Raw genomic sequence first — 17,444 nt, 5'->3', positions numbered from 1 at the left:
ATGTCGCCAATGTCCTGTTCCAGGTGGTGCGCCCACCGGCCGGTGACGATGCCGGGGATGGTTTTCCGTATCACGGTGTGCCGAAGAATGTTCTCGTCCCCGGCGGTGAAGAGGCCTTGGATCGGGGGTGTGTGCCGTCGACGGTGGTGGTCGATCACGGCAAGCAGTATGTGTCTGATCATGTGATTGGTGCCTGCGCCCGGCTGGGGATTAATGTGCAGCCGGCGATTCCGCATAAGCCGACGGACAAACCGGCAGTGGAGCGGTTCTTCAGGACACTGCGGGAATCGTTCCTGCAGCACCTGCCTGCCTATAAGGGCCCGGACGTCTATTCACGTGGTAAGGATATCGAGGATCAGGCGTACTTGTTGGTCACGGAGATGGAGCAGTTGATCCGCGAATGGGTCGGGACCGTGTATCACGGAACGAAGCACTCGAGCCTGCAACTGCCCGACCTGCCGGGGATGTTCTTCTCCCCGGCGGAGTTGTTCGATATCGGCCGGGCCCGCACCGGTGTGCTGCGGCTTCCCGCCCGGCCGGAATTGGCCTATGAGTTCCTGCAGGTGCACTGGCGGACCATCCAGCATTACGGGGTGGAGGTGAAGGGCCAGATTTATAACGGGCCGGGACTGAATGGGTACCGGAACATCAAGTCCGCCTACCGCGGCCGTCACGCCGGCAAGTGGCCCTTCTTCTACGACGCCCACGACATCCGCCAGATCTACTTCCGCGACCCCGAGACCGGTGACTGGTCGGCACTGGAGTGGCAGTTCGCCCAGGGGCTGGATGCACCATTCAGCCAGGACGCGGCGGACTATGCTAAGACGGTTGCCATCCGGGAAAACCGTCACGTGGACCCGCATGAGGCGGTCGGGCAGCTGCTGGCCAGTTGGGCCAAGGGGGAGGTCGGCAGCCGCCGCGACCGATCACTGGCGCGCCGGCTCAGCGCCCAACGCACCACCGACCCGTCCCTCGACGACGAAAGCCGGCACGACGGCAAGGATCGTGAGGATGCACGCGTGGCGGCCTCCTATCCCGGTGTCATTGACTTGTTGAGCAGGCGCAGCCCGAAGAAACCTGAACCGGCCGGCAATCCGACCGGGCAGGAGGATGATGAGGGGTTGGATGTGTTTGAGAGGTATTACCGGGATCATCCCGAGGGCGGGTTGGAGTTCATGGAATGAGCACCAACATCTGGTCCCGTTGGTTGCGGGATAATCACCCGCGGGGGTTGGGGTTTTCCCATCGGTCGGGGTGGTTCGCCTTCGCCGAAGATCAGTCCCGCCGCCCGTTGCGGCGGTTGTCGATGGCGGAACTGTCGAAGCTGGGGGAGGAGGAGCGGGAGGATTATGATGAGTGCCGCCGGGTATGGAATGTGAATATGCCGGTGATCCGCACCCACCAACTGACCGCGGTGGTCAGTGTGTTGGATCAGGTGATGTATTCCAATGCCCGCGACGGCGGCCGGATCAAAGGCGGCGTGGCCATTGATGCTCCGCCGGGGTTGGGCAAGACCACGATCGCTGCCACTTACGCCCGGCGCTTCCACCGCCGGCAGATCCGCCGACTGGGTGAGAGGACTTCGGCGGGGCATCAGCGGGTGCCGGTGGTGTTCGTGTCGTTGGCGGCGAATATGACATTGAAGTCGCTGAACCGTCAGATCGTGGAGTTCTACGGGCACCCGGCCATTGAGAAGCTCACGGCGGCGAAACTCGCCTCACTGGCCACCGAATATGTGGGCCGGTGCGAGACGGGACTGATCGTGGTCGATGATCTGCATTTTGTGGATTTCCGCCACCGTACCGGGGTGGAGGTGAGTAATCATTTGAAGTGGCTGGCCAACGAACTGCCGGTCACTTTCCTCTATACCGGCGTCGGGCTGGCTTCGAAGGCGTTCTTCAATGAGGGGATGACCGGTGAGTCGGCTGCGATGGCGCAGACGGCGAGGCGGACCACGTTGTGCCCGGTCGAACCCTTCACGATCTCCACTGATGCCGGGGCGAGGGCCTGGGCCGACGTGCTGGCAACTATTGAGCAGCACATCATCCTCGCCGACGCCCGAACCGGGATGCTGACCGATCATGCGGAGCTGATGTTTGAGCGGACCCAGGGCCATATCGCCTCGCTGGTGTCGTTGGTGGACCGGTGCTGCTTTATGGCCATCACCGGCGGGGCGGAGACGATCACACCGGCGATGATCCGTTCAACGGCACTCGATAATGCTGCGGCCCGCGCCACCGCCTGAACCAGCCGAGCCAGGCGCCGGCCCCGGTGCTGCCGACGGGGTGGTGCCATCGGCGGATACGGGGCCATGGCCATTACGGATTGAGCCGGTCGGGGGCGAGACGTTTGGCAGCTGGCTGCAGGCCATGGCCGGGATCTACCAGTCGGACCCGAAGACTATCGCCAAGGCCATGGGCCTGCCGATCAGGAAACAGAACCTGGACACCTTCCACCGGGCGGCCGCCCGGGACGGGTGGCAGGCCGCATCGGCCACCGGCCACCCCACCTCGACGATCCGGGCGATGGGTGAGGCCTGGTTCCGGCCCACCCTGACCTCCTACATTCTCCGGACCCATGGGACGGTGCTGGGTCCGGCCATGCCGGGCAGCTCGTTCTGCCCGGCCTGTTTGCAGGCGAATCATGGGCGGTGGCTGGCCGATTGGCTCCACCCGATGGCGGTGATCTGCCCGGCCCACCACGTCCGGCTGGAAACCGTCTGCCCGGCCTGCGGGCAGCGCCCGTGGCGGGGCACGGCCTGGCTGTGGACCCGGGCGCCGGGATGCGAATGCGCCGGCACCATCATTACCCACCGGGATGGGCGGCGGCGCACCCGCCGCTGCGGCCACGACCTGCGCCAAACCGATCCGATAGCGGTAGACGATCCTCAGGCAGCCGCCGGACAGCAGACACTGTTGGAGTTGTCCCGGAATGCAGACCGGTGGCCCAACGCCATCAGCGAGTGGTTCGGCACCGACGTGATCAACCGCGAAGCATTCAACCACTACCTGGGAATCCTCGACTTCCTCGACGGATTCACCCTCAAACCCACTCCGAACCCGGCAGGGTCCGCCGCCCGAATCAGGGCAGCCAACCTGCTATCCAAACTCGCCGCCGGACACCGGAAGCTGATAGAAACCATCACCACCATCGACGCCACCACGGCGCTTCCAGCAGCAGCCACCACAAGCGTCCAGCCGCCGGCAGCACGCACGGCGGCGGCCGCCGCGTGCAGTGTGCATCTGGCTGACCGGGTCCCGGCCGGATACTTCCCCGACATCCTCGACACCCTGAACATCGGCATATCGACGTTGAACCGGATCGGGATGGCCGTGCTCACCGTCAGGCTCGGCACCGGCGAATCATGGTCCCGAACCGGCAACCGGCTCGGACTGCAATACAAGGACCACTTGCGCATCCCAAGTTGGTGGCACAAGATTCAAGAACAACACGACACCACCGAAATCACCACAACCCTGCAGCGGCTCGCAGCACGGCTCAGGGACGCCGAGGACCCCATCGACTACGGACAGCTACGCCGCGAAGCGGCCCACCCATCCTTCTTCGACACCGCCGCGGATACTGGCGACGGTTCCCACGGCGGGCAAGGCAATGAGCTGCTGCGGCAGTGGGCCGATCACACCGGCGGCGACCCCAGCTTCCCACCTGCGAACTACCAACACCTCTGCTGAACCGATTTGTCATTGGAACATTTGGACTGGTCGCTATGAGACTGACGTCTGACGGCAGGTGGATCTGTACAGGCGCGTTCTTTGTCAGCCAGGACCAGGGTGGCGTTCCACAGCCTTGACCGATTAACGGGCGAAGCAATATTCGGTGTGGTTGTAGGGAGCATCTGTTAGCGAGGGGTGTGCAGATCAGGGTAGACCTCGACATCGAATTTGAGGTCCGGCGGTTGCCCGTTAGTGAGACCAAAGAAGTGGACTTTGCCGGTCGGTGTGCGGCCCACGACTCCATACGTCGTTAATCGCTTGGTCCTCTGATCTCCGCTGCCGTGAGCTGCTCTCATAGAGGGCGAAGCCTTTCTTCCTTTGATCACGAGAGCGGGGTATTTATTTTACCGAGTGGTTGAATGTTGCTGGTGATCATGTTTTACTGACCGGGTGACAACTCAAAGCGCCACACTTGACAGAACGTTTCATGCGTTGGCCGATCCCACCCGCCGCACCATTGTCCGCAGCCTTAGCGAGGGTGAACGCGGCATCGTTGAACTCGCCGCTCCATTCGAAATCTCGCTTGCCGCGGTTTCCAAGCACGTTCGCGTGCTGGAGAGTGCGGGCCTGGTGCACCGGGAAGTCCGCGGCCGTGATCATCGGTGTCGCCTATGTCCGCAGCCAATGGCTGCTGTAACGCAGTGGCTGCAGCATTATGAGCAGCTTTGGAGCGACTCCTTGAGCGCCATGGACGAACTCCTCCAAGAAGAACCAACACCCGGAGCATCGCAGAAAGGACAAGCAGATGGATTCCGTTAAGACCCTGGACACCGTGGTCACCAAGCAACTGAAGTCCGCGCCGGAGAAGGTCTTCGACGCCTGGATCGATCCCGGCCTCGTGCCGCACTGGTTCAGCCCTGGTCTGGGTGAAATGGTCCGGGTTGAGACGGATCCTCGTGTTGGCGGAATTTTCCGTTTCGACCAGCAAAGAAGGGAAGGACTGGCCCGGCACTGGGGCACCTACCTCGCCGTCGAGCGTCCTCACCGCCTATCGTTTACTTGGTGCGTTGATGAGCACATTGAACCCGACACAGTCACCATCGACATAGCGCCGGCAGCTAGTGGAAGCATCGTCACCATCACCCACCAAATGTCAGCTGAATTCTCCGGCTACGCCGAACAGACGGCTTCCGGATGGGGAACCATGCTTGAAGGCGTACGCTCCATCGTCGAATAGATCAGGAGGCATCATGAGCTCTGAAATCACAGTAGACCGCACCGATCCGAACAATTCCGTCCTGCTCCTGAGACGCAGCTTGCCGTACTCGGCGACGCTGGTGTGGCAGACGATCACCGACCCCGAGGAGCTGGTCCACTGGTTCCCATGTCGTCTCGAGTACGAGCCGCGCGAAGGTGGGCGCATCGCATTCCTGTTCGAAGGCGAAGAGGCGGAATACTCTCGCGTGACAGAGTTCAACCCACCGCGCGTGTTCGCGTTCGACTGGTCGGGTGAGCACCTGCGCTGGACCGTGGAGCCAGACGGCGACCGGTCCGTCCTATACCTGAGCAACACCATCCTCGACCTCGAATGGATGCCCCGCATCGCAGCCGGCTGGGACACCAGCGTCGAAGCTCTCGAGGCGCACCTGGCGGGGGAGCCCTTCGACCACGATCCCAGCGACGACGAGGCAAAAGCCACACACTATCGCGACGTCCTCGGGTGAGGGGAGACTACTCCACCTGGACTTCCACTTCGAAGGAATTGGACTCGGCGTCGAGCACTGGGCCAATGAGATCCCGGCCCATTTCCTCAACTTCGCCGTCGACCAAGGACGTCTCCCGTTTGGGGAGCGTTTGCCGGTGCGCTTCTTGCAGCATGGGGCGTCAGTGGCGATCTACTTCGTAGGTGACTTGGAGCATTCCGTTGGTGAAGCGTCGGTGGCGCGTGAGGCGCAGACCGGCAGAAATGCCCACTGGGAACACTGAGGTTCCCCCGCCGACCAGGACGGGGCAGAGGAGTAATTCTATGACGTCGACGACGCCAAGTTTCAGGGCGCTCTTGGCCAGAGTTGGTCCTTCGATGGTCAGGTCACCTTCCGCCTCGTGCCGCGCCCTTTCGACGGCGGCGATCGACAATTCGGGTTCGAGGCGTGTGTGAGCGGTCCGTACTTCGGTCAGCGACGATGAGAAGACCACTTTATCGGCGGCCTTCCATGTTTCAGCGAAGACAGCGGATTCGGGTGACTGGGCTGCGATGGAAGGGTCGGTTTCCCAACCTTCCATCGCCTCGTACATGCGACGCCCGTAGAGATAGGTGCTCACATCCGCTAAGTCGCCAGTCACTGCAGCGATGACTTCCTCATTTGGCATGGCCCATGAGAAGTCGCCCTGGGCATCGGTGTTGTAACCGTCCAGCGAAGAAGCAACAGAGTAAATTACACGTCCCATTGGTCCACGCAACCAACGTCGGGACTGGTTGCCACTATGCAGCTTGTCATGAATTCTCCCTTCGCTATTTCCATCCTCGGATCTAGACGGGATGTATCACCGAAAATCATCGGTGAACTCCATTCGGGCCCGCTTTCGGGGATGGACTTGCTGTAGGGCATCGTGACATCCTCGCGCAAATCCGATCCCTTGCGTCTGCGGCGCCAGGCCCGTGGAGCTCAGGACCCTCACAGCCAAACTTCGCAGCGCCCGGCGGTGTGACCCGACAGAACCCAGCCCCGTCGCGCCTGCCGATGGTTCACTGGGATGGGCGATTCTCCATGGCAGCGCGTTGATATGCGGTTGCGCCTGGCCCCGTGCGTGCGACCACGTCGGTGCCACTAGGGTGGGCTTCGCAACCGGTGCACGTCGTGGTCATGGCCACCGTACCGCCGCAACCGGCGTGCTCATAGACGACCGGAGGGCCGTTGGGTGCCGCCCACCGGTCTCCCCATGCCGTCAAGACCATGATCACCTCGTTCAGCTCGCGACCCTTGGCGGTAAGCCGGTAGCTCCGTCCGCGCGGTCCCGCCTCACTGTCTACTACTTCCATGAGCCCGTTTGTTACGAAGTCAGCGAGCCGCTTGGCGAGGATGTTGGGCGCCACGCCGAGGCGGCGTTCGAACTCGGAGAAGCGGGTCATGCCGGCGAACGCGCCGTTGCGGATAATCAGCAAACTCCACCTCTCGCCCACGAGTTCCAGCGCGCGCGCCGCGGAGCAGTTCTCGCGTTCATACGTCCGACCCAGCATGACATCGAATCTACCTCAACTACTTGCATGATGATAGTGCGACTCCTTACAGTTACTTGTATCACGCACACTTAGATGCTTGGAGGGAACCATGGCACGTCCACAAGTTGTCACCCGTGAACAGTGGCTGCAGGCTCGTCGGGAGCTGTTGGCCAAGGAGAAGGACATGACCCAGGCACTGGACAGGCTCAGCGCCGAGCGCCGGCGGCTGCCTATGGTGCGGGTCGAGAAGGACTATCGGTTTACCGGCCCGGACGGTGAGGTCGCACTGGTGGACCTGTTCGAGGGACGTAACCAGCTAATACTGCAGCACTTCATGTTCGATCCTTCGTGGGAGAAGGGTTGCCTCAGCTGCACCGGGATGGCCGACGACCTGAGCGACGGCACCCGCGCTCACTTGGCCGCGCGCGACACCTCCTTCGCCGCCGTGTCTCGCGCCCCATTCCCAAAACTGGCCGCCTACCGGCAAGCCCGAGGCTGGACGTTCCCCTGGTATTCCTCGCACGGCAGCGACTTCAACTACGATTTTCACGTCTCGCTGGATCCGGACGTCACACCCAACAGCTACAACTTCCGGGACACCGACGAACTGCCGGCCGCGGGAATGGCATGGCTGGTCGACTATGTCGGTGAGCAGCCAGGGATCAGCGCCTTCCTGCGTGATGGTGACGAGATCTTCCACACCTACGCCACCTACGGCCGTGGGGTCGAGGTGATGATGCACGCCTATCGGCTGCTCGATATCACCGCATTGGGACGCCAAGAAGACTGGGAGGAGCCAAAAGGCCGATTGGCAAACGCACACGTCGCCGATCCAACCTTCACCAGCTAACAGCGCGATTTAAGCTCAGCGGGGGATGGTGCAGCGGACACCATATAGCTGTTGGTGTTTGGTCAATCCGGTCGCTTGGTGAGATGGGGTCGATGTCGTCACTGTGGTTCTTATGCGGGCATCAATTGAGTCGTATGGTGCTGCGGCGCGACAATAATTCTGTGCCTACACCGAGGGATTACGACGCCGACCCAGACCGCTACCGGCTCGGCGTCCGCCTCACGGCCGCCCACGGCGGCCACGGAGCGGATCTGCACGCCCGAATCGTCCAGTTCCTGCTCGAAGCCTGTGCCGTGCAAGTGCTCGACACAGGGTGCGGCGAGGGTGCCCTGGCTTCAGCGGCAGCCGATAGCACGCTGCAGGTGACCGGCGTCGATGCCGCCGCCGCCATGGTCGAAGCCGCGCGCCGGTACGGACCGGCGCTGCACGCCGACATCACAGCGCTTCCCTTCCCGGATGCAGGGTACGACGCCATTGTCGCGGTCAATGTGCTGGACCACCTGGAGCGGCCCGAGTGCGGGCTACGCGAGGCACACCGGGTGTTGCGCCCGGCGGACTTTTCATCGCGGGCACGATCTCCCACGCCGACTCACCGGAGCTGGCACCGTACTGGCGCCCGAGCCGGACCCCATTCGACACCGAGGACGCCCCACGCCTGGTCGAGGCTGTCTTCGGATCGGCTGCAACCGAGCCTTGGGACGCGCCGCTGATCCGGCTGCCTGACTGCGAAGCCATCCGGGACTACCTCCGCGCCCGCTTCGTCCCTCAGCCGCAGGCCGACCAGCTTGCTGGCGTACTGGCTACCCGGGGCCCTCTACCACTGCCGGTGACCAAACGCGGGGCCCTGGTGATGGCGCGGCGCTCACAATAAACGGGCTTGGCCGACCCGTCGCGCGCTACTTCAAGGACCTATCCTGATCATCTCTACCCCGACACCGGCGATCGATGTCCCGCAGGCTGAACGGCATGCGGTGATGCATCAGCCGTGGGCAGGGTACCGTCGGACAACTCCTCCGTCACCGCAAGCGGATCGGCTACCGGGTCGGCGTGGGCCCCTTGAGATCATGACCGAGCAGTCGTGGTCGCCGGGGATGGCACCGCCTTGATCGAAGGCACGTCGTCTTTCACGCCACGCCGTGGGTCGCCCTATCCTGGCCCGGTGTTCGTGTGGCGCCGAAGGTGCTTCGGAAGGCGGATGGGGCGACGCCGAATGTCCGTGTGAACTGTGCGCGGAGGTTCGCGGCACTGCCGAATCCGGCCTGCCTGGCGATTGCCTCGATGGTGAGATGGCTGCTCTCGAGAAGTTCCTGGGCCGCGGTGAGTCGCTCGCGCCGGAGCCACTGCTGTGGAGTGAGGTTGGTGCGGGACTTGAAACGACGCACCAAGGTGCGATGGCTGATCCTGCCGTGGGTAGCCATCGCGGCGACGGTGGCCGTGTCAAGGTGCGCCCTCGCCCAGGAATGGATATCGGCGTCGTCGGAACTCACGCGGCGCGGGCTCCGGATGAACTGCGCCTGGCCGCCGTTGCGGTGTGGCGCGGTTACCACCCGACGGGCCACCTCGTTGGCGATAGAGGCCCCGAGGTCGGCGTGGACCAGCTCCAGGCAGAGGTCGATCGCGGCCGCGCTGCCGGCGGAAGTCCAGATCCCGTCATCCTCGACGTACAGGGCACTGGCGTCAACCTGAACGTCCGGGTAGCGATGGGCCAAGAGGTCGGCGTGCATCCAGTGGGTAGTAGCTCGCCGGCCGCTCAGCAATCCTGCTTCGGCAAGGACGAAAGCGCCCGAGCACAGTGACACGATCCGGGTTCCGCGCCTGTGAGCCGCACGAAGTGCGTCCAAAACATGGGGTGGGCTGGCCCCGTGCACGTTTGCGCAGGCGGGAACGATGACGGTGTCGGCATCAACGAAGGCAGCCAGGCCCCGGCCACTCGGTGCTAGCAAGCCGCCGCCGATGGTGACCGCGTCGCCGCTGGCCACGAGCTCAAAGTCGTACCAGTCGTCCGTGATGTCGCTGCGGTCGGTGCCCAGAATCTCAATGGCGGACGCCAACTCGAACACCGGGACACCGGGAAGAGCGACAGCGACTACCCGATGTGTGTCAGATTTCTTGCGCATACTGGCTATTGTGCCACTTCCTTCAAGTGATGTCCGCTGCCAACGTTGAAGGCATGGCCACACCCGCTGATGCTCAGCAGTCTTCCGGTCTGCGTCGACACATTGGCCTCGGGCACGGGATCGCTCTATACGTGAGCGCAATCCTCGGCGCCGGGGTACTTGTCCTGCCCGGCCAGGTAGCCTCACTAGCCGGACCGGCCTCACTGATCTCGTGGGCGGTGGCCTGCCTGATGGGCGTGCCGTTGGCCATGCTCTTCGCCCGACTCGCTCGACGGTATCCCGATGCGGGAGGAGTAGCGACGTATGTGTCGCATGGTCTCGGTCGAACGGCCGGCGGAATCGCGGGGTGGATGTTCTTCGTCGCCGGCGCAGTCGGGCAGACCATAGTGCCGCTGACCGGTGGCTACTATCTGGTGGAGGCGTTCGGGCTCAGCCACGGCGCTGCCTACCTGATCGCCGGCGTCATTCTCGGGTGCGCTACCGCGGCCAACCTGATCGGACTCAAGGTCAGTGCCGTCGTGCAGCTGGCGATGGCCGCCGGGGTGGCCCTCCTGCTGGTGTTGGCGATCGTCGCGGCCGTACCGGATATGAACGCCAGCACGTTGACACCCTTCGCGCCGCACGGACTGGGACCGGTAGGTGAGGGGGTCATCATCTTGTTCTTCGCCTTCGCCGGGTGGGAGGCCATCTCTCACCTAGTCGGCGAGTTCCGCGACCCCGATCGGGACCTGCCCAAAGCAGTCACCGCGACGGTATTAATCGTGACCATGCTGTACATGGGCGTAGCCGCAGCCGTGGTGCTCACCGCGACCTACGGCACCCCTGCCATCGATCACGTCGCTATCGCGCTGCTCCTGGAGAACCTCGCCGGGCCGCACGCCACGCTCATCGCCGCCTTCGGGGCGCTGATCATCAGCCTGGGAACCACGAACGCCTTCATCGCCGGCGTCTCCCGGCTGGCGTACGCGCTGGCCCGCGACGGTTGGCTACCACCGACAGTGGCGCGCGTGTCGACCTCGTCGGTGCCGTGGGGCGGCGTCATCGCCGTCGCCGCGATCGCCTACACCGGGCTCGTGCTGGCCTTCAGCCAGGACTGGGGCACCGAAACCCTGATCGTCGTTCCCTCCACGCTCGTGGTCGCCGTCTACATCCTGGCCTCCCTCTCAGGCGCCAAACTGTTGCGAGGAGCCGGCCGAACGGCCGCCGTATCAGTGATCGCCATCTGCGCCATCGTGGCGCCCTCGGCCGCACCCAACCTGCTGATCCCCGTCGCAGTGATCGCTCTCGCGCTACTGGCCCGCCTCATCTGGCGCCCAACGTAACTTGTCCCAGAGGTCATCGACAGGCTGAATGAGCGATACGATGACGACACCGCAGAGCCGAATCAGCAGCTGGCGAGCGGCCGTCCCGATTGACGATCGGCTATCGGGCATAACGGGCCAGCGGGCGCAGTTGGAGCGTCTATTGCGACGGGGACGCAGTACGGTTGTGTGATGGGACTGCTCGCGGCGTTCGACCGTTTCAATCGGGCTCACCCTTGGTCGCACAATGATGCGTTCGCAGGATTCGTTCTCCGCCATGCTCGCGGCGTGAAACGCGAGGGTGGGCACTCTGTGATGGATGTCGGGTGCGGTACCGGGAAACTGGTCGTGCACTTGTCGCGACTGTTTCCCGAGGTCGTCGGTGTCGAGCCTGACCCAGGCGCCGCGGCAACCGCAGCAGCCCACCTTTCAAGCTTTGCCTCGGTTCGTATCGAGCAGCGACCGTTCGGGCACGAGGAACCGGGCGGGTACGACCTGATTGTGTTCGTTGCATCCCTGCATCACATGCCTCTGGCGGCGACACTCCACGAGGCAAAACGTAGTATGCGTCGGCGCGGACGGATCGTCATCGTGGGCCTCGCCCGCGAAACGCCAGCCGATACGCCACTTTCCCTGGTCTCCTTGGCGTTCAATCCGCTCGTGGGTCTGATGCGGCATCCGGGCCGCGCGACACAGCCGTCATCGCACATGCAAGCTCCTACGGTCGCCGCGACCGAGTCGTTCGAGGAGATTCAGCGCGTTGCTCGGAGGGTCTTGCCTGGGATCCGCATGCGTCGCCGACTTTTCTGGCGCTACACCGCCACGTGGACATCGCCTGGCTAATGTGCCTTGGTGAGGGATCGGTCTACGGGGTGGCAGTTCGACTTGCCATGCTGATTGGTTGGTCGATGGACAATCCGCTCACGGGACTGGGCGACCCCGACGCTGACGCCGTCAGATCGCGTGTCCGCCAGCGACTTGTATGACCTGGCCGGTGATGAACCTGGCTTGGTAGGAACTCAGGAAGACACAAGTATCGGCGATGTCATCGGGGTAGCCGACCCGCCCCAGCGGGATCATTTCGGGTGCTCGGGCGACCATCTCCTCACTCATCCAGCCAGTCTGAATGGGGCCCGGCGCGACGGCGTTTACACGCACGCCGGTCGGGCCCAGGTCGAGCGCAGCCGCGCGGGTGGCAGCTTCCAGTGCTGCCTTCGAGGTGCCGTATCCGATCTGACCGGGGAAGGCTCGGGCCGCGTCGGTACTGATGTTCGTCACCGCCAGTTCAGTGTCCGATCTCCGCCGGGAAACCTCCGCGATCAGGCGGATCGGTACGGCGCTATTGAGGAGGTAGTGGCGCACTAAGCCATCCTCAGTCAGGTCTTCGAACGTGTCGGGAGATTCGCAGTGTGCGGCGTTATTGACCAAGACGTCAACCGGTCCGAGCTCCTGCTCGACCTTGTCCACGAGCGTCGTGCACGCATCGGGTTCGCTGAGGTCTTGCTGTACTGCCACGCCGTCGCGCAATGAGCGTACGAACTCCAAAGCGGCAGCAGGCTTCGGGGTGATGTGCTCCCAAGAAGCGCCCTGCGGCGGCTCTGACGCCGCTTGGACGAAGTGCACAGCGAGACGAGCTCCGACCGCATCGAACGCCTGGCAGATCGCCGCCCCGATGCCGCCGGAACCGCCGGTAACCAGCACAACTTTGCCTTGTAGCTGAGGATTGATCATCTGTTGCGCTCCTTGACCTTCGCGATGGTTGAGCGCCAACAGGACGGCCGCAAGAGTAGCGGCATTCGGCGCGACTAGCCGGTCGGCGACCAAGACGATGCGTCTCATCCCGTCGCTAGAATAACATTCCGCTCAATCCGACGATGAGAGCGGGCCGCCGGCCGAATAGATGCGCATCAAGTGGGACCAGAGTACCCGAGCTTTGGAGATGAGTGCTGAGCGACCTTGAGCGTCCCGGTAAACCCAAGCATGGTCATGCGGGATGCTGCTGACAGCCGATGACGAAGCGTGTTGTGCACGCCGGTAGTGTTGGTTTCCGTGATCATTTGGCTTAATGGCACCCACGGTGCTGGCAAGACGACGACGAGTACACTCGTACAGCAGCTGATCCCGGATTCACGGGTGTTCGACGCCGAGAAGGTCGGCGAGACGCTCATGGACATCACGCCAGGGTTGCCCTGGACGGACAACTTCCAGCACTGGCCGCCGTGGCGACCCCTTGTCGTCGAGACAGCCCGCCGAGTACTCGACTACACCGGCGGCACTCTGGTGATGCCCATGACCGTCCCCGTCGAGCAATATTGGCGCGAGATCAGCATCGGCCTTGCCGACCATGCCATCCCGGTACGCCACTTCGTCCTCCACGCTGACCAAGACACACTGCGCAGGCGCATCCAGGAGGACACCAAGATGGGGCCCTCCGGATTTCGTTTCGCGCACCTTGACGCCTACGCCGAGGCCGCCCGTACATGGATGCACGAGGAGGCCGAGGTCATCGACACCACGCAGCTGAGGCCCGCACAGGCTGCCTCGCGCATCGCAGACGCCGTCTTGAGTCGAGAGTCGAACGAGTCGCGAACAGGCTGACCACTCGGGGGGAGTGGCTCCGTGAAGACCTCGTTGCTGGCAGCCTTCCGCAACCCGCAACTGATCCCGACGTTATTACCCTGATCGCAACTGCGCTATCAGCACATCGCGTGCTACGCGGACCTGCCCTTGATGAAATTGTGCCCGAGGTTCCGCTGACAATGCTCCGAAGCGCTGTTATGGACAACGTTCCGGAAATCCTTCATGGCCTGGAAGGCGACGAACGGAACACAGTGCTCACCCTGGCTCGAAGTATCGTCACCCTCGACACCGGTCAAATAGTGTCTAAAGACGTTGCGGTGAATGTCGGCGCGCCGATGCTCGCTGAACCAGATCGGGCTCTATTGGAACGCGCTAAGGCAGGCTACCTCGGCCTTGAGAACGACGACTGGAGTGACCTGAATCCTGAGGTGACTTCTCTTGCTGAAACCCTCGCGAGCATCACTCCGTCTCCTGCACACCGCCAGCATCCCGTAAGGGGGGTGGGCCTGGGGACAGTTGGTATCGGCTGCGGCGTTCAGTCTGAACTGGTGCACCTAAACTTAACACTGTTATATTTGGATTATGAGCAACACCAAGATGCGGCATGCCTGATAGGGAATGCCAGATCGGCACTGTGTGGTTGGAGAAACCACCGGCTCGCAAGCGTGTCTCCAAGTTGTCACGTGAGGCGATTATCGTGCGGGCCGTGGAGATACTGGACCAGGAAGGAATCGACGGGCTGACTATGCGTCGCATGGCCTCTGAGCTTGGGGTCACGGCGACGGCCTTGTATTGGCATGTCCGGTCCAAAGACGCCCTGATGGATCTCGCCTTTGACCATATCTTTGGGTCAGTTCCGATACCTGCGCTGTCGGCGCAGTGGAAGTGCGATGTCGTTGAGCTACTCGACGGCTGGCGTTCAGTCATGCTTGACCATCCTTGGTCGCCGGCCCTGGTCGGACGGCCTCCGATCGGACCCAATGTACTGAAACGCACTGAATTTCTACATGCCGCCTTGGAGTATGCAGGTCTGCACGGACAACAACTCATCAGGATCAGGCATGTCCTGGCTAACTATGTGGTCGGCGTAGCGCTCAACGACTCCACCTGGCAGCACATGGCCGGAGTTGAGCTGCAGGATGCCGCCCGTGCGCATGTCGTCGCACAAGAAGACCAGTACCCCCATCTGGTGCGCGACGGCCATTTAGAGACGAACCAACAAACAGACCGGGCGCTTTTTCTGGCCGGTTTGGATACGATCCTGGGAGGAATCAGCGGTGCCCGTGATCAGAATTGAACTCGACAGCGACCGGGAACGGGCCAAGAAGTTCCATCAGAAGGTAACGAGTGGAGCGCCGTTCCCCAAGGAGCGTGAACTCGTTGTTGAAGGAGCATGGGCGCGTGGCTTTACCCCGACCGGCACGGTCCACTATCGCGGCATCAGCAACGGCCAGCCACCCGGCCTCAAGTTCGACGTTGAAGTCGCCATTGACCATGAAGAACACCAGCACTGAACTTGCTGAACGTCGGAAGCGCCGGAGCGGGAACCAGCGATGGCTCCAGCACGCGCGTCCGCAGTTCGTCTGCCTGGATGACGGGCCCGGTCCCGGGCGCCTATTGGCCGTTGTGGGGTGTGGCGACAGTTTGCGCTCGAACTGCCGCCCTGTTCTGCACTGTGGCAACCATCCAGGAACCAGCGGCGAAACCAGCACCCAAGCAGGATTGGTTGTGGCAATGCCTGCCGCTTGCGTAAAGTGTGCGCTGGACCACTGGACGTGCCGGGCCCCTTTCTCGTACCTATGCAGGAGGCAGTCGTGAGTGCTGAGTTGGCTGTCGAGGCCACTGGACTCGTCAAACATTTCAAAGATGTCAAGGCAGTCGACGGGGTGGACCTGCGTGTCCCCGCCGGTTCGGTCTACGGCGTGCTGGGGCCGAACGGTGCGGGCAAGACCACCGCTGTGCGGATGCTCGCCACGCTGTTGCGGCCGGATGCCGGGACCGCGCGGGTGCTCGGCCACGACATCGTCGACGATGCCGACGATGTCAGGTTCAATGTCGGGCTGACCGGTCAGTTCGCGTCGGTGGATGAGGATCTGACCGGGGCCGAGAACGTCACCCTGCTGGCGCGGATGTACGGGTTCTCCGGCTCTGAGGCGCGCCGACGCGCCTCAGCCCTGTTGGCAGCGTTCGAGCTCAGCGACGCGGCGGACAAGCCGGTCAAGTCCTACTCCGGCGGGATGCGCCGCCGCATTGATCTGGCGGCGAGTTTGGTGATGAGCCCCAAAGTGCTCTTCCTCGACGAGCCGACCACCGGGCTGGACCCCCGCAGCCGCAACCAGGTGTGGGACATCGTCCGGCTGCTGGTGGCCGAGGGCACCACAGTGCTGCTGACGACCCAATACCTCGAGGAGGCCGACCAACTCGCCGACCGTATTGCCGTGATTGATCACGGCAAGGTCATTGCCGAGGGCACGGCCCCGCAGCTGAAATCCTCGGTGGGCACCGGTAGCGTCCACCTGCGGGTTGCCGACGCCAGGCAGCGGGAGGACGCCGCGGCCGTCATCGAGCGCGTGATCGGTGACGAAGTCACCCGACCCAACGACCCGTACGCGCTGGCGGCACGCGTGCCGCAGGGGATGGAGGAACAGGTGGCACACCTTTTGCCCCGGCTGCACGAGGCCGGCATCGCCGTGCCGGAGTTCTCACTGGGTCAGCCCAGCCTGGACGAGGTGTTCCTCGCCCTCACCGGCAAGATGCCCGAGCCGGAGGACCCCGAGAACGAGGACTGGGACGAGGAACAAACAGAACAGCACACCGAGGAGGAGGCCCGATGACGACGCTGGATATCGGTGACAACAGCGCACTGCGTCAGGCCATCCGCGTGGAACGGCGGCCCAAGCGGCCCTCCGCGCTGGCCACGACGCTGACGTTCACCCACCGCGCCCTGCTGAAGATCAAGCACGTGCCCGAACAGCTGATGGACGCCACGCTGACCCCGGTCATCTTCACCCTGATGTTCGTTTACCTCTTCGGCGGCGCCATCGCCGGTGACCCGCAGACCTACGTGCAGTTCCTGCTGCCGGGCATCCTCGTGCAGTCGGTGCTGCTCATCACTGTCTACACCGGCTTCACCATCAACACCGACATCTCCAAAGGAGTGTTCGACCGGTTCCGGTCCTTACCGATCTGGCGACCGGCACCGATCGTCGGAGCCCTGCTGGGCGACAGCGTCCGATACACGATCGCCTCGACCATCACCATCGGACTGGGACTGATCCTGGGCTTCCGCCCGGAGGGCGGCCTCGTCGGTGTCGTACTGGCCGTGATGCTCCTGCTGATCTTCGCCTTCGCACTGAGCTGGATCTTCACCATCCTCGGCCTGTTGATGCGGACCCCGAACGCGGTCATGGGAGTCTCGATGCTGATCCTGATGCCGCTGACCTTCGCCTCCAACATCTTCGTCGACCCCGCCACCATGCCCTCGGGCCTGCAGACCTGGGCCCAGGACATCAACCCGGTCTCATACCTGGTCACCGGGGTGCGGGGATTGATGTACGGCACCGCATCCTTCGGCGACATCGCCTGGGTACTCGTGGTCTCGGCCATCCTCACCGGCGTGCTGGCGCCGATCACGATGCGGATGTACCGCAACAAAACATGACAGTGGCCATGCGGTCCCATACCGCTTCGTCAAGGGAGGCC

Annotated in this window: 20 protein-coding genes and 1 pseudogene; 16 read left to right on the top strand and 5 right to left on the bottom strand. The window is 63.2% G+C overall.

What is annotated here, in order from left to right; all coding sequences use genetic code 11:
* The 6 genes and pseudogenes from H535_RS26965 to H535_RS26960 form a co-directional block, all read left to right on the top strand.
* Positions 1-1,184 (top strand): annotated as a pseudogene (locus H535_RS26965) (DDE-type integrase/transposase/recombinase); the annotation flags it as partial.
* On the top strand, positions 1,181-2,245 hold the full coding sequence (locus H535_RS0120115; protein WP_035770298.1) for an ATP-binding protein: 1,065 nt from the start codon (positions 1,181-1,183) through the stop codon (positions 2,243-2,245). The pseudogene H535_RS26965 and the gene H535_RS0120115, both read left to right, overlap by 4 nt.
* A complete protein-coding gene (locus H535_RS0120110; RefSeq protein ID WP_026820953.1) occupies positions 2,220-3,692 on the top strand; it encodes a TniQ family protein in 1,473 nt (490 codons plus the stop codon). Before H535_RS0120115 ends, H535_RS0120110 begins: the two co-directional genes overlap by 26 nt.
* A gap of 432 nt (positions 3,693-4,124) precedes the next feature.
* Positions 4,125-4,493: an ArsR/SmtB family transcription factor gene (locus tag H535_RS30445; RefSeq protein WP_081416845.1), complete on the top strand. Its 369-nt coding sequence runs from the start codon at positions 4,125-4,127 to the stop codon at positions 4,491-4,493.
* Positions 4,480-4,911, top strand: coding sequence for an SRPBCC family protein (locus tag H535_RS0120100; RefSeq protein ID WP_026820951.1), 432 nt, complete (start codon positions 4,480-4,482; stop codon positions 4,909-4,911). Before H535_RS30445 ends, H535_RS0120100 begins: the two co-directional genes overlap by 14 nt.
* A 13-nt stretch (positions 4,912-4,924) precedes the next feature.
* Positions 4,925-5,398, top strand: coding sequence for an SRPBCC domain-containing protein (locus H535_RS26960; protein ID WP_035770297.1), 474 nt, complete (start codon positions 4,925-4,927; stop codon positions 5,396-5,398).
* Positions 5,399-5,405: 7 nt separating this feature from the next.
* Here the strand turns inward: H535_RS26960 and H535_RS29205 are convergent, their stop codons facing one another.
* The 3 genes from H535_RS29205 to H535_RS26955 form a co-directional block, all read right to left on the bottom strand.
* On the bottom strand, positions 5,406-5,552 hold the full coding sequence (locus H535_RS29205; protein ID WP_155838798.1) for a hypothetical protein: 147 nt from the start codon (positions 5,550-5,552) through the stop codon (positions 5,406-5,408).
* 6 nt (positions 5,553-5,558) lie between these two features.
* Complete coding sequence (locus H535_RS0120085) at positions 5,559-6,122, bottom strand: dihydrofolate reductase family protein (protein ID WP_026820950.1); 564 nt, start codon at positions 6,120-6,122, stop codon at positions 5,559-5,561.
* A 298-nt stretch (positions 6,123-6,420) separates the two neighbouring features.
* Positions 6,421-6,912, bottom strand: a complete 492-nt coding sequence (locus H535_RS26955) for a winged helix-turn-helix transcriptional regulator (RefSeq protein WP_051299590.1) — start codon at positions 6,910-6,912, stop codon at positions 6,421-6,423.
* Positions 6,913-7,003: 91 nt separating this feature from the next.
* On the opposite strand from H535_RS26955, the gene H535_RS0120075 reads away from it, so the two are divergent.
* Together H535_RS0120075 and H535_RS28045 are read left to right on the top strand one after the other, a co-directional pair.
* On the top strand, positions 7,004-7,744 hold the full coding sequence (locus H535_RS0120075; protein WP_026820949.1) for a DUF899 domain-containing protein: 741 nt from the start codon (positions 7,004-7,006) through the stop codon (positions 7,742-7,744).
* A gap of 161 nt (positions 7,745-7,905) precedes the next feature.
* Positions 7,906-8,454: a class I SAM-dependent methyltransferase gene (locus H535_RS28045; RefSeq protein WP_155838797.1), complete on the top strand. Its 549-nt coding sequence runs from the start codon at positions 7,906-7,908 to the stop codon at positions 8,452-8,454.
* 414 nt (positions 8,455-8,868) lie between these two features.
* Here H535_RS28045 and H535_RS26945 read toward each other — a convergent pair whose 3' ends face one another.
* A complete protein-coding gene (locus H535_RS26945; RefSeq protein ID WP_051299588.1) occupies positions 8,869-9,861 on the bottom strand; it encodes a GlxA family transcriptional regulator in 993 nt (330 codons plus the stop codon).
* Positions 9,862-9,914: 53 nt separating this feature from the next.
* Between H535_RS26945 and H535_RS26940 the strand changes: the two genes are divergently transcribed.
* Both H535_RS26940 and H535_RS0120055 read left to right on the top strand, forming a co-directional pair.
* Positions 9,915-11,183: an APC family permease gene (locus H535_RS26940; protein WP_081416846.1), complete on the top strand. Its 1,269-nt coding sequence runs from the start codon at positions 9,915-9,917 to the stop codon at positions 11,181-11,183.
* Positions 11,184-11,354: 171 nt separating this feature from the next.
* Positions 11,355-12,005 carry a class I SAM-dependent methyltransferase gene (locus H535_RS0120055; RefSeq protein ID WP_026820948.1) on the top strand — a complete coding sequence of 217 codons (651 nt, stop codon included), beginning with the start codon at positions 11,355-11,357 and terminating at the stop codon, positions 12,003-12,005.
* 111 nt (positions 12,006-12,116) lie between these two features.
* Here the strand turns inward: H535_RS0120055 and H535_RS0120050 are convergent, their stop codons facing one another.
* The gene (locus H535_RS0120050; RefSeq protein ID WP_026820947.1) at positions 12,117-12,893 is read right to left on the bottom strand and encodes an SDR family NAD(P)-dependent oxidoreductase; all 777 of its coding nucleotides are present in this window, start codon (positions 12,891-12,893) and stop codon (positions 12,117-12,119) included.
* 318 nt (positions 12,894-13,211) lie between these two features.
* Here H535_RS0120050 and H535_RS0120045 point away from each other — a divergent pair, with 318 nt between their 5' ends.
* The 6 genes from H535_RS0120045 to H535_RS0120025 all read left to right on the top strand — a co-directional run bounded on the left by H535_RS0120045 (position 13,212) and on the right by H535_RS0120025 (position 17,403).
* Positions 13,212-13,760: a P-loop nucleotide/nucleoside kinase family protein gene (locus tag H535_RS0120045; protein ID WP_026820946.1), complete on the top strand. Its 549-nt coding sequence runs from the start codon at positions 13,212-13,214 to the stop codon at positions 13,758-13,760.
* Entirely contained in the window at positions 13,643-14,485 is an 843-nt protein-coding gene (locus H535_RS30440; protein WP_081416843.1) for a DUF4111 domain-containing protein, read from the top strand. The genes H535_RS0120045 and H535_RS30440 overlap by 118 nt, the downstream gene beginning before the upstream one ends.
* Positions 14,377-15,039, top strand: a complete 663-nt coding sequence (locus H535_RS0120040) for a TetR/AcrR family transcriptional regulator (protein ID WP_425387306.1) — start codon at positions 14,377-14,379, stop codon at positions 15,037-15,039. The genes H535_RS30440 and H535_RS0120040 overlap by 109 nt, the downstream gene beginning before the upstream one ends.
* Positions 15,026-15,256: a hypothetical protein gene (locus H535_RS26935; protein WP_162144919.1), complete on the top strand. Its 231-nt coding sequence runs from the start codon at positions 15,026-15,028 to the stop codon at positions 15,254-15,256. The genes H535_RS0120040 and H535_RS26935 overlap by 14 nt, the downstream gene beginning before the upstream one ends.
* A 300-nt stretch (positions 15,257-15,556) precedes the next feature.
* Complete coding sequence (locus tag H535_RS26930; protein WP_245580398.1) at positions 15,557-16,576, top strand: ATP-binding cassette domain-containing protein; 1,020 nt, start codon at positions 15,557-15,559, stop codon at positions 16,574-16,576.
* Positions 16,573-17,403: an ABC transporter permease gene (locus tag H535_RS0120025; RefSeq protein WP_026820944.1), complete on the top strand. Its 831-nt coding sequence runs from the start codon at positions 16,573-16,575 to the stop codon at positions 17,401-17,403. The genes H535_RS26930 and H535_RS0120025 overlap by 4 nt, the downstream gene beginning before the upstream one ends.
* Positions 17,404-17,444: the final 41 nt, after the last annotated feature.

This window comes from Arthrobacter castelli DSM 16402 (assembly GCF_000430705.1).
In the GTDB taxonomy this organism is placed as follows: Bacteria; Actinomycetota; Actinomycetes; order Actinomycetales; family Micrococcaceae; genus Arthrobacter_C; species Arthrobacter_C castelli.
Note: the sequence above shows the minus strand (reverse complement) of the source record. Positions and strands in the feature narration are given on the sequence as shown.

Excerpts from the sequence above, each read along its gene's own strand:
- H535_RS30440 (WP_081416843.1), top strand. The coding sequence starts at position 13,643 with ATGGATGCACGAGGAGGCCGAGGTCATCGACACCACGCAGCTGAGGCC.
- H535_RS0120025 (WP_026820944.1), top strand. The coding sequence starts at position 16,573 with ATGACGACGCTGGATATCGGTGACAACAGCGCACTGCGTCAGGCCATC.
- H535_RS0120085 (WP_026820950.1), bottom strand. The coding sequence starts at position 6,122 with ATGGGACGTGTAATTTACTCTGTTGCTTCTTCGCTGGACGGTTACAAC.
- H535_RS26945 (WP_051299588.1), bottom strand. The coding sequence starts at position 9,861 with ATGCGCAAGAAATCTGACACACATCGGGTAGTCGCTGTCGCTCTTCCC.
- H535_RS0120075 (WP_026820949.1), top strand. The coding sequence starts at position 7,004 with ATGGCACGTCCACAAGTTGTCACCCGTGAACAGTGGCTGCAGGCTCGT.
- H535_RS0120110 (WP_026820953.1), top strand. The coding sequence starts at position 2,220 with ATGCTGCGGCCCGCGCCACCGCCTGAACCAGCCGAGCCAGGCGCCGGC.
- H535_RS0120050 (WP_026820947.1), bottom strand. The coding sequence starts at position 12,893 with ATGATCAATCCTCAGCTACAAGGCAAAGTTGTGCTGGTTACCGGCGGT.
- H535_RS0120115 (WP_035770298.1), top strand. The coding sequence starts at position 1,181 with ATGAGCACCAACATCTGGTCCCGTTGGTTGCGGGATAATCACCCGCGG.
- H535_RS26960 (WP_035770297.1), top strand. The coding sequence starts at position 4,925 with ATGAGCTCTGAAATCACAGTAGACCGCACCGATCCGAACAATTCCGTC.
- H535_RS0120100 (WP_026820951.1), top strand. The coding sequence starts at position 4,480 with ATGGATTCCGTTAAGACCCTGGACACCGTGGTCACCAAGCAACTGAAG.
- H535_RS26955 (WP_051299590.1), bottom strand. The coding sequence starts at position 6,912 with ATGCTGGGTCGGACGTATGAACGCGAGAACTGCTCCGCGGCGCGCGCG.
- H535_RS0120055 (WP_026820948.1), top strand. The coding sequence starts at position 11,355 with ATGGGACTGCTCGCGGCGTTCGACCGTTTCAATCGGGCTCACCCTTGG.
- H535_RS26940 (WP_081416846.1), top strand. The coding sequence starts at position 9,915 with ATGGCCACACCCGCTGATGCTCAGCAGTCTTCCGGTCTGCGTCGACAC.
- H535_RS29205 (WP_155838798.1), bottom strand. The coding sequence starts at position 5,552 with ATGCTGCAAGAAGCGCACCGGCAAACGCTCCCCAAACGGGAGACGTCC.